The organism is Aquirhabdus sp., from assembly GCF_046462495.1.
Lineage (GTDB): Bacteria > Pseudomonadota > Gammaproteobacteria > Pseudomonadales > Moraxellaceae > Aquirhabdus.
The window spans coordinates 539,040-552,895 of sequence record NZ_JBKGVE010000004.1; the positions used below are offsets into that span (position 1 = coordinate 539,040).

Here is a 13,856-nt window from a genome sequence, read left to right on the forward strand (position 1 = left end):
GAAGAGGTTGCGATTGCTGATCTGTAGTACAGAGTCACTTTCTTCACGTTGGACTTCCCAGTTTGACAAGAAGATGTCTCAGTCCACTTTGATCGTGAAAGAGGGTTGAGGCGAGGCGTTAAAAAAACCACTGCTCGCTATCGCGGCAGTGGTTTTTTATGCTTTAAACTAAACTTTCGACATATTATAACATTATAGAAAAACAGAGAACTCTATCGAAAACCGGCATAAAATGTAAGTATATGCTTACAAAATAACCATATATGTAAGCAATTGCATACAAAAATGACAGATTTATGACATGGTCTCGATGATATCTCCACAATTCATCATCAGAGACCATTTGGTAAACCCTTTAGCCTCATAGCGATCAATCTAATCTTTTTCTTTTTTTGAAACCTTGAGGCTTCTCTGATGTTATCTGCACGTCTACAGATGAAAGATATTTTGAAGGACTCGCTATCGGGTCTGGTCGTGTTTTTGGTGGCTCTGCCCTTATGCTTGGGCATTGCCCATGCTTCTGGCGCACCGATTCTATCCGGCATCATTGCTGGCGTGATCGGCGGTATTGTGGTGGGTGCGCTCAGTGGCTCACACATTAGCGTGTCGGGACCTGCAGCAGGTCTGACCGCGATTATTCTGGCGCAGCTCGATAAGCTGCACGGCAACTACGAGGCGTTCCTCTTCACCATGATCCTTGCTGGTATTCTGCAGTTGGTGTTCAGTGCGCTGAAGCTCGGCTTCTTTGCCAACTATATCCCCAGCAATGTAATCCGTGGGCTATTGGCAGCGATCGGTATTATTTTGATCCTGACCCAGTTGCCGCATCTGGTGGGCTATAGCAAGTCGATCAATACCGACAATATCAGCTTTGTGCAAAGTGATGGGTCGAATACCTTTACCGCATTGCTGTCGCTCAATATCAATTTGGGTGCGGCGCTGATCGGATTCCTGTGTATTGCCACGATTCTGCTCTGGGATAAGACGCGCTTAAAGAAAACCATGATTCCCTCCGCGCTGGTTGCGGTGGTGTTGGGGGCGGGTCTGAATTCGATCTTTATTGCGCTGGGCTCGCCGTTGGCGATTGTTCCATCGCATCTGATTAACTTGCCGGATGTGATGAATCATCCAGAAGGCATCTTTTTGTTTCCTGACTTTAGTTACTGGAATGATCCAGTGATCTATACCGGTGCGATTACCTTGGCGATTGTGGCCTCACTGGAGACGCTCTTAAATCTGGAAGCGTCAGAGAAGATCGATCCATTCAAACGTGCGGCATCTCCCAATCGTGAATTGTTTGCGCAAGGGACAGGGAATACGCTGTCGGGTTTTCTGGGCGGCATGCCGATCACCTCCGTGATTGTGCGCAGTTCAGTCAATGCCAGTTCGGGTGCGCGGACGCGCTTCTCGGCGATCTTTCATGGCTTTTTGCTCATCATTGCGGTGTTGGCACTGCCGAGTCTGATCAATACCATTCCGCTGTCTGCTTTGGCTGCGATCCTGATCCTGACCGGCTTTAAACTGGCGAGTCCTGCGCTGTTTTATCAGATGTACAGCGAGGGCTGGAAGCAGTTCTGGCCATTCGTGGTCACGGTTGTGGCGATCATTTTCACCGACCTGCTGGTCGGGATCATCATCGGTCTGGTAATCAGCATGGGCTTTATCCTGCATAGCAACTTGCGCCGCGGGGTACATACCATCAAGGAGCATCATGTTGGTGGTGATGTGACACGCTTGCAGTTGGGTTCGCAGGTGAGCTTTTTGAATCGCGCGGCATTGTCCTCTTCTTTAAACGGTCTGCCGAATCATGCCAATGTCATCATTGACGCCAGCATCACCGACTATATCGATCCGGATATCTATCAGCTCATCATTGATTTCCGTGATCAGGAAGCGGTGATGCGCCATATCAAGGTCAGTCTAATCGGCTTTAAAAAGCACTACAGCGAGATGGAAGATCAGGTGCAGCATGTCGATGTCAGTACCCGTGAGGTGCAAACGCAGCTCACCCCTGCACAAGTGCTGACGATATTAAAAGAAGGCAATCAGCGCTTTGTCAAAGGCGAGCGTCTGCACCGGGATATGGCGCATCAGGTCAGCGCCACCTCAAGTGGACAGCATCCCATTGCTGCCGTGCTGGGCTGTATGGATTCACGCTCACCGACGGAATTGATCTTTGATCTGGGTGTGGGTGACATCTTCAGTATGCGCATCGCTGGCAACATCGCAGGGCAAAAAGTACTCGGCTCCATGGAGTTCGCCTGTAACCTGAAGGGCAGCAAGTTGCTGGTGGTACTGGGTCATACCGACTGCGGCGCGGTCACTGCGGCCTGCAAGATGGCGTATCAAAACGTCGATGTTGCACAGTCCAAAGAAGCGCCGCACATCAAATATATCATTGGTCCAATCATGCAGGCAGTACAGCAGGAGCGGGGGATCGATGGTGATGAGGGCGTCACGACTGACTTTGTCAACCGTGTGGCGATTCGTAATGTGCAAAATACGATGATCTACATCCGCAACAACAGCGATGTGCTGCGCGGCATGATTGAGCGCGGTGAGGTAGCGTTGGTCGGTGCGCTCTATGACGTGGGCAGTGGAGAGGTGACCTTCTTTGAGGAAACCGCGGAGATCACCCAGATCCACAAGCCGGCGCTATTGCCTGCCTAATCCTGATGCAGATGCCCTCTTTTTATCCTTAAAAAGCGGGCTATCGATCCCTGTTGAGGTCTTCACTATTGCATCGTTTGCAGTCGCTTTGAGCGTTGCAAAGATAATGTGAAGTCGTCAACGGTGTCGATTAATTTAAGATTATATGGGCTGTCAATATTGATTTTAAATTAATGCAATAATGGATAATATTTTTAAGGAGTGCTGATTGTGCAAAAATGATTTATTTGCGCAGTAGGTGGGCTATTTTTAAATAAAAATAAATGAATGATAAGTAATTTAAACTATTGTTTTATATCGTATATTTAATTTTAATTAATTCCATAATGTTTGCTTATGTGTGATTTCATATAATCCATATTGTCGATTTGGATATACAAAATATACCGAATATACGTGTGATTAATAATTCGGGTTTATATGTGTATTTTTTATATATGAATGGTGTGTTTTGTCATTATGCTGTCATATATCCCTTAGAGTAGATCCTGTTGTATCGGAGCTGATCTGACGCGATTAAGGTTATGAGGTCGTGATGACCGATTGAATTTAAGTGCCGTACAGCTTGGCATTGTTGTCGAGACTATTATTAGGATGCATCATGAAACATTTTTCGTTGAAAGTATTATTAGGCGTGGTTGTTGGGCTGGCTGCAAGTGTGAATGTGCAGGCGGAAGAGGGGAAAGTGATCCCAGGTGTGGCAGGGATTACCTTGTCATGTGAAGGCTCGACAGGCGGCGCCTGCGAAGCCAATGTGATTAAGCCAGTACAGGGCGTGCACTATAACTATCATTGGGAAGGTCGTGATGTCAGCTTAAAGCCAATCGCCGGCACCAATAAGGCACAAGTCGCCTGCTTGAGCAAAAACCGCTCGGGTACACTGACGGTGCATGTGCAAACCACCGATGGTCCATACAGCAAGCAAGTGCTGAAGGCTGACTCAGCCAATACGCTGGCCACGATTCCAATCCACTGCCAAGTGAATCCGAATCCAGCGCTGAGCCCGATCCCACAGGGCTAAGTCTGATGCGTCGGTTGGCTGGAGATGGCGGGCGTTGAACCCACGTCCGCAAGATAATTGTTGTAATGTCAAAAAAAACCACTGCTTGCAGTGGTTTTCTGGTTTTTATAAGAAGGCCGTTTGACTGGTGATGGTGGCAATGCGCGGATTGCCATTATCGCCGCTGAGGCTGATCTTCAGATCGTTCAACTGTCCGGCCTTGTTGCCGAAGAGCACACGGCTCTCGTTCTCCTGTAAGGTCACGACAGCTGCGCCATTGACGATATTGGCGGTTAGATTTTTGATCTCGTAGTGATCATCAGATGCAAAGTGCCATGTGGCTTTCAACTGCTGGAGATAGTCGGCTTTGCTCAAGCTAAAGGTTTGCGCGGGGGCGGCTTGTGTCCACAGCACTTTGATCACCACGTGGTCATCAATCATCCGGCTCACGGTTCCCAGATCGTGTTGTTGTATGGCTTGATAGAAAGTGACGATGAAACGGGCGGCGGTATCAGGCTTGATTTCTTCGGCATGGGTTTGACCTGATAAGGCGCATGCGGTCAGTAGGGCGATGGAGATAAGAATTTTTTTCATAGTTGCTCCTGAGTTACACGGTGTGGCGTATCGTGGGGATGACTGCGATGGTCGTGATAGAGACGCCATACCCATTGTCCCACTAGACGGGCACGCAATTCCGCGCGTTGCTGCTGAGCGACCTGAGGTATGCGATGGTCGGACCACGGACTGTTGTTTGGACCAATCAGGGGGGCCAGCATGCTGGCCGCAGTGAGATCGGCGAGGGTAAAGTGATCGCCAACGAGATAGCGATCTGCGCGACCCTGCAATAGTTGCTCGATCTGTTGCAAGGCGTTTTGAATGTATAGCCAAGAATCGGAAATCCTTGGTTCATAAACCTTGAATGTACGCCGAATCATCAATCTAAGTAGAGGTCTGCTGTATGCAGCGAGTATCTGCTGCCAGCGTGTATAACCTGTAAAACCGAAGAAAATGTCGCTGACTTCAGGACTGTCGACGACCATACTCCAGCAAAAGCGGCGGACATGATCCCCCAGCGTATCGAACTCTTCCTCAAGTTTTAGCACCTGTTGTCTGACGATGGGGTCATTGGGCAATAGCGGAGATTCTGGGTAGTGGTGCTCAAGGTAAAGTGCGATCGTTGTCGAGTCCCCCACTGTTTGTCGTTCATCGCAGAGTATGGGCAGGCAACGCTGACGTGCCAGACGCCAGGCCATAAATGCATGTGGACCCGGCAGCAAGTCGCGACAAGTATAATTCAGCCCTTTGGCATCCAGATTCCAGCGGGTTTTCTCGCAGTAGAGCGAGAGCGGGAATTGATAGAGTATGCGCTTACTCTTGTCCATCACTGCACTCCGATTGTTCAGGCTCTACACGGCAGCGAATTTTTTTCATCAGGGTCATCATCTTGGGATCGTAGATGCCCTTTTGCGTCATGCTGATGCGAGCTTGGCGCATCATCTCTCGGTACTTGGGCGCGTCGCCATCGGGAGGGGGAAAGAAAAACAGAATGTCATCTTCGGCGCTGCGGATGGTTTTGAGCGTGGGATCAAACAGTCCGTAGAAATATGCGCGTGATTGCTGACCAAAGCCCGCGGGAAATTTTTCAGGGTGGATCACCATCTGGAAGGTAAGCTGCGCCACAGGCATTTTTAAGACGGCACCCGCGCTGCCCACACCTTTGTACAGTTCCAGCGGTAGATAGGCCACGGCAGGGGATGCGGCGGCATCGACTTGACCATTATTGAATTTTCCGGCGAAGGTGGTGACGTCACTGGCAACCGCTTGGGCTCCGATGCGTTCTGCCATCACCAACTGCGCTTTGTCATCGTCGAGTACCGCTATCTTGCGTCCCGCCATTTTTGCCACGCTATTGATACGGCGATCCCGCAGAAAAATATAAGCGGCACCAAGGGGCATTAGACCCGCCACTTCGTAGTTGCCAGCGGTCATCAGCTTACTGGCTTCGGGGCGCGCTAAAGTACTGATCAGCAATTTCAACTGCGGATAGTCGGGCAGCCCCCCAATAGAGTCGATGCTGCCCGTAAAGGCATTGAACTGACGGGCCCGAATACCCGTGAGTAACACCGCGTCACATTGCTCCACTTTGAAGTCTTCTGCGGCCACACGCTCGGCGACATAGGAGCGGATGGTGATATTGGCGCCCCATGCCTTGGCTTGTGCGGCGTAATCGCGCATGGCCAGCGCCAGCGGTCCTTGCGCGCCGACCATGTCAAAAACACAGAAGGTCTGCGCTTGTGCAGAGCCAGCCGCGAGCAGAGCCATGGTGAGGATGCTACATCCGGTTTTCATGCCCGTAATTCCTTGAGGTCAGGATGGATGATTTTTAGGCTAGCAGATGCAATTTAAATATTCAACATGTTGAATAGTAAATTTGATGAATATAAGCGAATGCGAAAATTCCTACAAACCGATCGATTGGGTTGTCGATGCGACCCACTTTTTATTGTTTAAAGCACTGGACACGACTCAAACCCTCGAATGAGGGCGGCTATCGATGGATTGGTATAGCGTCAGCGGCTGGGATTTTAACTTTCTGGATTACTGCGTTGAATCACTTGCGTGAAGACTTGCGCATCGGCAGGTGTGATTTCTAGCCACTTTTGCTTTTGCAAAAAGACATCGACCTCCTTTGCCCATTCCAGCCAGCGTTCGATCTGACCGATCCCGTGCTTTAGCGTCAGGTAAACCCCTTCGAATTTTTCCAGAACGGCGGGAGGCAGCGATTGGAAAACAGCTTGCATACGGTAAACATCGGTCAGTGTTTTCTGATACGCCAGTTTGTGCTGCTCGAATTCTTGGACAAAGACATTGCGATCCAGCAAGTGGATCGAGGCCAGCTTGACCAGAAGGGCACTATTGATATGCGGCAGTTTGAGCGGCGCAGCAAGCCAATCCTGCATGGCTTCATAGCCTTTGGGGTTGAGCTGGTAGACCTTACGTGGTGGGCGTGGGGCATTCTCGACGATTTCGCAATCGATCAGACCATCGGTGTGTAGTTTAGCAAGGTCACGGTAGATCTGCTGGAAGCTGGCATTCCACAGATAACCATATGTGTGCTGAAAGCCTTTGACAATGTCATAGCCGCTGGCGGCACCCGTGCCGAGATAGACGAGCAGGACGTGACGTAATGACATGGCAGACCTCCGATGCAAAGAATGATGCTACCATCCATTCGTCAGATTTAATATTCAACATGTTGAATATATAAAATGCATTTGCTAACCTGAAAATCTCTTCTTTTCTGACCGTAATGGTGCTGCCATGGACGCGTATGCTGAAGTCTCTGCCTTATTGGACCCTGATCTATTGAATCCGCATCTCGCCACCAGTCCATTGCCGGGTTTGTCGCGGACGTCATGGCTATGGGCGATGCCGCTGGCACCATGGCTTGCGCTGGGTGATCCGCTTGCGGAGGGGGTGGTGACCGAACTACGTGCGCGTCAATTGCCACTCAGTCGTCCGCTGCCTGCGATTCGGCAATTGGCCAGTGAGGGTAATGCAGTTTGCCGTGATTTTTTGGCGGATATGGAAGCGGTGCCGGAATGGGTCGACTTTGACTTGATGCGACGTGGCGGTGCGATGGCGTATCGGCATTTTCCGCAGTTGATGATCGCGCTGATTCACGGCGGGTTGATGACAACCTTTGCCAGTGCCGATTCTGCGCGGATTCTTGCAGGTACGCAGCGTTTGGAGCAGAACGTGGTACGGCGGCTGTTTGAGTCTTCGACCTTGTTCTTTGGCGTGCTGGATACTGAAGCGCTCAGGCCCGGTGGTGCAGCATGGGAGATTTGTTTACGGGTGCGACTGATGCATGCCATGGTGCGAATGCGTCTGGTGGCAACGGGCGGTTGGCAGATTATTCATGGTCAGCCGATCAACCAATTGCACACGGCAGCAGGGCCGCTGTTTTTTGGGCAGATGGTACTGGAACGGCTGCGATCACTAGGCGCCAGCATCCAGCCTGATGAGCATGAAGGCTACTATCTGATTTGGCGTTATGTCACGCGTTTACTCGGTGTGCCACGGGGACTGCTGGGGGAGACTGTGGAAGAGCAGAAGGCGATAGATGCCCGCATCTTGCCGTTGTGCTTTAGCCCTGATGACAACTCCCGATTACTGGCAGAGGTGCTGCTGACAGGCTTAAAAAAACTGCCCGATGCCGAGCGGGTGCCACGGGGAGTGCACGAAGTCTTGGCGCGGCGGATGCTTGGGGATGACAAGGCGGATGCGATGGGGATTCCGCGTCATCCCATTGGGGCACGGCTTGTGGGTGTGTTTGTATTCGGGCTGCGCGTGTATAGCGGGATCGTCCGGATTCCCGGTGTGGCACGGCGTGCCGAGTCGTTTGGTCAGCACTATGTGAATAACATGGTGACGCGTGGACTGGCTGGGGTAGCAGCGGATTTTCAGCCGCATTGAAGATATAGTTTAAAACAACAACAGCCCGCAGAGTTTGCGGGCTGTTGTTTGAGAAGATAAGAGTGGCTTAACGAATATTCGCCAGTACACTGACATTCGCGTTCAACACGCGTGCATTGTCTTCTTTGGTCGTGGTACCCATCGGGATAGCTTGGGTCACACCATTGACCACTGTCGGATAGGTGACATTCGGGTTGGACCAGTAACCAAGGCGGGTACAACCGCTTGGGCAAGAAGCCGGATAGGCCATGATCGTGCGCCACGCGCTAGCGTAGTGATAGCCATGTCCGTAGGCATATGGGGTTTTGGTCGGGTCGGAACCCGTGTCATGACGTGCACCGAAGATATGACCCAGCTCATGAGCGAAGGAGTGGTTACCGACGGCACAGCTATCTTGTACCACGACAAAATCATTGGTCGTGGTCGCACCACCGATGGTGGCGGCAATCCCGCAAGAGTCCAGCCCATCTTTATTGACAATCAGGACATTCACGTCGGCTTTACTGCTGGTAATGAGGGCGTGGACATCGTCCATATAGCCGTCAGTTTTGCCCTTGAAGTCATTGAGGATGGATTGGGAGGCGGTGGTGTTTTCGGTGTAGACCACTTGAGTGGTTTTGACCAGATTGAGTTTGGCATTGACCACACTGTTAACATAGCTTTGGTTGGCATCATCGACCGCAAGCTGGATATGCGCAAGCAAGGCATTGGTATCGGCATAGAGTGCCAGTACGGCTGGGGTATAGGCAACGAGGACGTCAATCACGGGTGTGACTGCCGCAGCGGTGACCGTGGCTTTCGGTTTGGCGCTGTTTATGGTCGCTTGAGTGATGGGACGCAGCACATCGGAGAAGATGGGGTTGATGGCTGGCGTACTGTCAAACCCCAGTGGCTCATCGCGCGGGTATTTGGATTGATCGATCTCAACGAGGGCATGCAGACCACTGCCGAGAGATTTCAATTGATAGACTTTGCCTGCTTTATGGATGATCCCTTCAACCGCATCGCCATGCACACTGAGTAGGGCATAGCCTTCCTTGGTGGTGCCGAACCAAGAGTAATCGCTGGCGCTACGTTTATTGATTCTTTTGCGAGTAGCGACTTCTGTATCGGCGCTGCTCAGGTTTAAGTCGAGACTGGCTTGATCAAGAGTGGCGGTGTTGATGTTAACGAGGCTATAGCCTTTGGTGGTGGCATTGCCTTGGATACGGCTCAGTTGTTTGGACTGAATACTAGCGCCTGCGGTGAGTCCCTGACGCGCTTGCGTCAAGAGATCAGGCGAGACTGGGCTAAACAGCGGTGCTGCGTAGACGGAGGTTAGGGTGGCTGAGGACAGGACGATGCCTGCGATCATCTTGGATAAGAGTTTCATGCGTTATAAATCCTATGCTTTTAAAATATGGATATAGACGTATCGTCGCCAGATACGGTTAAAAAAATAATGCAGCTTAAAACGTTGTTGCTATCAATCTTTCTATCTTTGTTTCTATAGTCATGTAGCGTTCGGCATGGAATAAATCATGCCGTGTCGATAGTAGCGTAAATTTTAAACATGTAAATAGTTAAGTAAATTCCTGATTTTAAGTTTACCTTTTGGTATGTCTATGTAAGATATGAGATTAATATGGAGTATATGGATCGTCATATATCGATATGAAAAAGAATCAGAAATTTTGAATAGTGGGTCATGGTTTTAATAGGATATCGAGGATTGGCTTGACTTCTAATACCATATAGATAACAATTGTTATCAGATGTGGACGATTAGATGATAAAAACTAAAGGTGTCCGTCAAAGTTGGACAAGGATCCTCTAAAGTAGGACGATCAAAATATCCTGTGAAGAATTGAGGAAAATAAATGTCAACGACAGAGTCGAGAGTATATGGCGGGCGAAGCTTTGAGGATCGTCGTGCAGAACGTCGACAGCATTTGGTCAATATTGCTATTCAGGCATTTGGGCAACGTGGAGCACGTCTGGTTACCGTACGAGAAATCTGTGCGGAAGCCAAGTTTACCCCGCGCTATTTTTATGAATCGTTTGCCACATTAGAGCAATTGTTTGAGGCCGCATTTGAGCAAGTACTCCAGCAGTTAGGCATGCGCATGAAAGAGGCAATGGCAGGATGTATGGAACCCAATCCTGAAGCACTGCTTAAGCAGGCTTTTACGGCCTATTGCCAATTCTTATTTGAAGATCGTGCAGCTGCACGCGTTTTGTTGCTTGAAGTTTATGGCATGGGAATGGACATGGATCGCCATATCAGCGAGTTTTTGCAAAATTTTGGACCCTATTTTCAGCAGATGATTATGGTTGCAAATGCCCGTAGCCAAAGACCCGCATCCAGTGTCGGTCTAGTCCTGACAGGTTTGACAGGTGCGATCATCATGATTGGTACACGCTGGGTTGTCACGGATTGCAACGCATCGATTGAAAGTGTGGTGGAGAGCTGTTTGGCAGTGTGGCTGCCATAGAGCAATAAGCGGTTTGCCTGAGCCGACCTACGTAGTGTTATCCAGAGTGTTTATATATGCAAAATACATCGATTTCTAGTTCTGCCCTCACACAATCCTTTACGTTGCCTAATGGCATAACGATTAAAAACCGTCTTATCAAATCCGCTATGAGCGAGACCCAAGGCACCGCTCATAATCGGGTGACGCCTGCGTTAGTTCGTCTTTATAGGCGTTGGGCTCAAGGTGGCATTGGTCTGGCGATAACGGGTAATGTCATGATTGATCGTAAAGCGATTGGCGAACCCGGGAATGTTGTTGTGGAGGACGAGCGGGATTTGAAGCTGTTACGTGAATGGGCACAGGCAGGCACCCATAACAATACTGCTTTGTGGATGCAGATCAACCATCCAGGTAAACAAGCTCCTCGTGGTCTCAATCGGGAAACGGTCTCTCCCTCCGCAGTGTCTTTTGGTTCCGAGTTTCAGGCATTCTTTGCGACCCCGCGTGCGCTGACAACGTTGGAAATTCAGGATCTGATACAGCGTTTTGCGACGACAGCCCGTATCGCGAAGAAAGCAGGATTTAGCGGCGTACAAATTCATGGTGCTCATGGTTATCTGGTCAGTCAGTTTCTCTCACCACTCCATAATCAGCGTACCGACCAATGGGGTGGCAGTGCGGAGAATCGTCGTCGTTTTGTTCTTGAAATATTCAAGGCAATCCGAGTGGTTGTGGGTCCTGATTTTCCGATCAGTATTAAACTGAACTCTGCGGATTTTCAGCGCGGTGGTTTCGGTGAAGAGGAGTCGCTGGATGTGATCCGTGCTTTAAGCGAGGTGGGCATTGACCTGATTGAAATCTCAGGCGGAACTTATGAAGCTCCCGCAATGGCAGGCCGAAAAAGTGCCCCCGCTAAAGCATCAACACAAGCCCGTGAAGCGTATTTTTTAGAGTTTGCTGAAAAAGCGCGTACCACAACGTCTGTTCCAATCATGGTAACGGGAGGCTTTCGCAGTCTTGGGGGAATGCAAGCGGCTCTGGAGTCGGGTGCAGTGGATTTTGTTGGTCTGGCACGAAGTCTTGCGATTGAGCCTGATTTGCCACAACGTGTCTTGGCGGGTTTAGAGCCGCGTTATCAAGTTAAACCAATAAAAACAGGTATCGCTTTTGTGGACAAAATGGCGCTCATGGAGGTGGCATGGTATGCGCGTCAGTTAAAGCGATTGGCGCATGGACATGAGCCACGTCCGCATGAGTCTGCGCTGTGGTCTTTGTTGAATACTTTACTGACCAATGGATGGGGAACGTTCAAAACCCGTTTAAGGGCGTAAATCATTCAGACTAGGTAAACCGGGCAATGAAATCCTGCATGCGTTTGGGAATGGTCTTAAAGTCTTGATAGTTTCTTGCAATATAGAGACTGGATTGAGGCAGCCATGCATGCAAGGTTTCTGCGGTGGCTGTTGGATGAGAACGATCATCCGTCCAGCCGATGATGGCGATAGGGATATCCTTTAATGCGGTCAGTTGCTCACGGGTTGGTAGATCACTGACGGCTACACCACGCATGAGATTCCACAATGTCAATCGACTACGGGTTGCCAGACCTTCGGAGAGAGCGTGCAGTTTTTCTTTCTCCGCAGTGACCAGCCACGGCGGTAACATACGCTCCATATTACTACTGGTCAGAGATGATAATCTTGAACCGCCGAGTAATCCTCCCGCGACAGCTAGACCGCGATAAAGTCGTTTCTGGGTGATACGGCTTTGCCATGCTGTGGGAGGAATGACCAGTAGCAATGCCTTGATGCGTTCAGGTGCCTGTATCGCAGCATACAGAGCTGTCGCACAGCCCATTGAGTCTCCAGCCGCAATAAATTGCTCATGATGAGTGAGGCTGGCTACTGAGAGCATATCTCGTCCCAATTGATCCCAATGATAATCTTGAGCACGCAATGAGGATCTGCTGGCACCATGCCCTCGTGCATCATAACGAATCAATTGTATGTTTTTGGGAAAGGATGACCATTCAAACCAGTCGATTTGATCTTCTACAGCCATACTCATCAATAAGCCATGTGCCCAGATGAAGGGCGTGCCGATACCTGTCACCTGTATGTTTAAATCAAGGTTGGGCCTGTTCATCCGTTTACTCAGATAGTGATTGATTTTTGGGTCATAACCCCTGTATCAAAGATATCGGGATTAGCTGACTTTGGATGGTGTCCACTCGCTTGCGAGTGGCAAAATGTGAACCCATCTGTCCAGGATCTCTGCGGTTACCGCTTCATCTCTGGGATGATAATCTGATTTCATATAGTTTAAGAAAAATGCGCCTAGGGATTGTAAGTTTGGTAACGTCCCCTGCCTTGCACAGTGCAGATAGGTAGTGATTCTTGAGCGACGCTTGACCATGCTAGGGTCTTGATGCATAAAATGACTGGCTCCACGCGGCCACCAGTAAAACATGAATACTAAGGTCAATACACCCCAAAAACGGCGAGATGCCAAGTTGCCCGACATCTGATTATACACATCAAAAGCAACATTGCGATGTTCAATCTCTTCCATAGAATGCCAAATGAGCAAATCCAATACGGCTTGATCGACCCCAGCTTTTGAGAGCATGTCATGATTTTCCAGTACCCATTTGGCAAGGAATAACGTCATATGCTCAAGACCTGAAGTAATGGATAAGCGCTGATTCAGCCACCAGCGTTCTAAAGGTTTTAGCCAAGGATACTGCTGTAGATTGTGATCTCCTAGTACGACATCAAAGAACCACTCATAGTCCTTGAGAAACGAGTCAATCTCTGTTCCACCAGCAGCCAGATGTTCACGCGCGCCAATATGCGTGCGCGCATGTGTCGCTTCTTGCCGCATGAACGCTTTCATGTCAGCCACGAGTGTTTGATCTTGGATTTCCGGTAAAGCTTTATTAAACAGTTTGCAGAACCAGAATTCGATATGCACCAGAAGATGCATGGCATTGATATAGTGTCCTGCTTCGGGTGCTTGCTTGAGTGCATGCAGTGGAGTCTGACTCCAATCGAGTTTTATTTTACGCGGCAGGATGGCGGACGGTTGAGTTGCTGTTTTCAGGATGGTTGTCATGATCCACTCCAGTGTGTGGGTGTACTTTTCATTTGAAAATAAGATAACGTGTGTTATCAGTTTATATCTGATAACGCTGTGTGTCAATTTTAAGAGAGATTGTTTTGTTGCAGCTGTGTCCATCTTTATTTCAGTAG

The 13,856-nt window shown here is 49.5% G+C and carries 12 protein-coding genes; 5 read left to right on the forward strand and 7 right to left on the reverse strand.

Annotation, left to right across the window (positions count from 1 at the left end; all coding sequences use genetic code 11):
• Window positions 1-414 precede the first annotated feature (414 nt).
• Complete coding sequence (locus tag ACLHG7_RS05920) at window positions 415-2,670, forward strand: SulP family inorganic anion transporter (RefSeq protein WP_410210110.1); 2,256 nt, start codon at window positions 415-417, stop codon at window positions 2,668-2,670.
• A 601-nt stretch (window positions 2,671-3,271) separates the two neighbouring features.
• Window positions 3,272-3,691 (forward strand): hypothetical protein, encoded by a 420-nt coding sequence (locus tag ACLHG7_RS05925; RefSeq protein WP_410210111.1) that lies wholly within the window; start codon window positions 3,272-3,274, stop codon window positions 3,689-3,691.
• A gap of 105 nt (window positions 3,692-3,796) precedes the next feature.
• Here ACLHG7_RS05925 and ACLHG7_RS05930 read toward each other — a convergent pair whose 3' ends face one another.
• The 4 genes from ACLHG7_RS05930 to ACLHG7_RS05945 form a co-directional block, all read right to left on the reverse strand.
• Entirely contained in the window at window positions 3,797-4,264 is a 468-nt protein-coding gene (locus tag ACLHG7_RS05930) for a hypothetical protein (RefSeq protein ID WP_410210112.1), read from the reverse strand.
• Window positions 4,261-5,052, reverse strand: a complete 792-nt coding sequence (locus ACLHG7_RS05935; protein ID WP_410210113.1) for a glutathione S-transferase family protein — start codon at window positions 5,050-5,052, stop codon at window positions 4,261-4,263. The genes ACLHG7_RS05930 and ACLHG7_RS05935 overlap by 4 nt, the downstream gene beginning before the upstream one ends.
• Window positions 5,039-6,019, reverse strand: coding sequence for a putative solute-binding protein (locus ACLHG7_RS05940; RefSeq protein WP_410210114.1), 981 nt, complete (start codon window positions 6,017-6,019; stop codon window positions 5,039-5,041). Before ACLHG7_RS05940 ends, ACLHG7_RS05935 begins: the two co-directional genes overlap by 14 nt.
• Window positions 6,020-6,255: 236 nt before the next feature.
• Complete coding sequence (locus ACLHG7_RS05945) at window positions 6,256-6,864, reverse strand: PadR family transcriptional regulator (RefSeq protein WP_410210115.1); 609 nt, start codon at window positions 6,862-6,864, stop codon at window positions 6,256-6,258.
• A 127-nt stretch (window positions 6,865-6,991) separates the two neighbouring features.
• On the opposite strand from ACLHG7_RS05945, the gene ACLHG7_RS05950 reads away from it, so the two are divergent.
• The gene (locus ACLHG7_RS05950; protein WP_410210116.1) at window positions 6,992-8,149 is read left to right on the forward strand and encodes an oxygenase MpaB family protein; all 1,158 of its coding nucleotides are present in this window, start codon (window positions 6,992-6,994) and stop codon (window positions 8,147-8,149) included.
• A 67-nt stretch (window positions 8,150-8,216) separates the two neighbouring features.
• Here ACLHG7_RS05950 and ACLHG7_RS05955 read toward each other — a convergent pair whose 3' ends face one another.
• Window positions 8,217-9,521: a M12 family metallo-peptidase gene (locus tag ACLHG7_RS05955; RefSeq protein WP_410210117.1), complete on the reverse strand. Its 1,305-nt coding sequence runs from the start codon at window positions 9,519-9,521 to the stop codon at window positions 8,217-8,219.
• A 487-nt stretch (window positions 9,522-10,008) separates the two neighbouring features.
• Here ACLHG7_RS05955 and ACLHG7_RS05960 point away from each other — a divergent pair, with 487 nt between their 5' ends.
• Window positions 10,009-10,623, forward strand: coding sequence for a TetR/AcrR family transcriptional regulator (locus ACLHG7_RS05960; RefSeq protein WP_410210118.1), 615 nt, complete (start codon window positions 10,009-10,011; stop codon window positions 10,621-10,623).
• A gap of 56 nt (window positions 10,624-10,679) precedes the next feature.
• Window positions 10,680-11,936 carry an NADH:flavin oxidoreductase/NADH oxidase family protein gene (locus ACLHG7_RS05965; RefSeq protein WP_410210119.1) on the forward strand — a complete coding sequence of 419 codons (1,257 nt, stop codon included), beginning with the start codon at window positions 10,680-10,682 and terminating at the stop codon, window positions 11,934-11,936.
• Window positions 11,937-11,946: 10 nt separating this feature from the next.
• Here the strand turns inward: ACLHG7_RS05965 and ACLHG7_RS05970 are convergent, their stop codons facing one another.
• Together ACLHG7_RS05970 and ACLHG7_RS05975 are read right to left on the reverse strand one after the other, a co-directional pair.
• Entirely contained in the window at window positions 11,947-12,750 is an 804-nt protein-coding gene (locus tag ACLHG7_RS05970; protein ID WP_410210120.1) for an alpha/beta fold hydrolase, read from the reverse strand.
• Between the two features lie 60 nt (window positions 12,751-12,810).
• On the reverse strand, window positions 12,811-13,719 hold the full coding sequence (locus tag ACLHG7_RS05975; protein WP_410210121.1) for a metal-dependent hydrolase: 909 nt from the start codon (window positions 13,717-13,719) through the stop codon (window positions 12,811-12,813).
• Between the last annotated feature and the right edge of the window lie 137 nt (window positions 13,720-13,856).

What these genes read in the sequence shown, in the direction of transcription:
- ACLHG7_RS05920 (WP_410210110.1), top strand. Translation starts at nt 415, where the DNA reads ATGTTATCTGCACGTCTACAGATGAAAGATATTTTGAAGGACTCGCTA.
- ACLHG7_RS05935 (WP_410210113.1), bottom strand. Translation starts at nt 5,052, where the DNA reads ATGGACAAGAGTAAGCGCATACTCTATCAATTCCCGCTCTCGCTCTAC.
- ACLHG7_RS05960 (WP_410210118.1), top strand. Translation starts at nt 10,009, where the DNA reads ATGTCAACGACAGAGTCGAGAGTATATGGCGGGCGAAGCTTTGAGGAT.
- ACLHG7_RS05925 (WP_410210111.1), top strand. Translation starts at nt 3,272, where the DNA reads ATGAAACATTTTTCGTTGAAAGTATTATTAGGCGTGGTTGTTGGGCTG.
- ACLHG7_RS05970 (WP_410210120.1), bottom strand. Translation starts at nt 12,750, where the DNA reads ATGAACAGGCCCAACCTTGATTTAAACATACAGGTGACAGGTATCGGC.
- ACLHG7_RS05955 (WP_410210117.1), bottom strand. Translation starts at nt 9,521, where the DNA reads ATGAAACTCTTATCCAAGATGATCGCAGGCATCGTCCTGTCCTCAGCC.
- ACLHG7_RS05940 (WP_410210114.1), bottom strand. Translation starts at nt 6,019, where the DNA reads ATGAAAACCGGATGTAGCATCCTCACCATGGCTCTGCTCGCGGCTGGC.
- ACLHG7_RS05950 (WP_410210116.1), top strand. Translation starts at nt 6,992, where the DNA reads ATGGACGCGTATGCTGAAGTCTCTGCCTTATTGGACCCTGATCTATTG.
- ACLHG7_RS05965 (WP_410210119.1), top strand. Translation starts at nt 10,680, where the DNA reads ATGCAAAATACATCGATTTCTAGTTCTGCCCTCACACAATCCTTTACG.
- ACLHG7_RS05930 (WP_410210112.1), bottom strand. Translation starts at nt 4,264, where the DNA reads ATGAAAAAAATTCTTATCTCCATCGCCCTACTGACCGCATGCGCCTTA.
- ACLHG7_RS05975 (WP_410210121.1), bottom strand. Translation starts at nt 13,719, where the DNA reads ATGACAACCATCCTGAAAACAGCAACTCAACCGTCCGCCATCCTGCCG.
- ACLHG7_RS05945 (WP_410210115.1), bottom strand. Translation starts at nt 6,864, where the DNA reads ATGTCATTACGTCACGTCCTGCTCGTCTATCTCGGCACGGGTGCCGCC.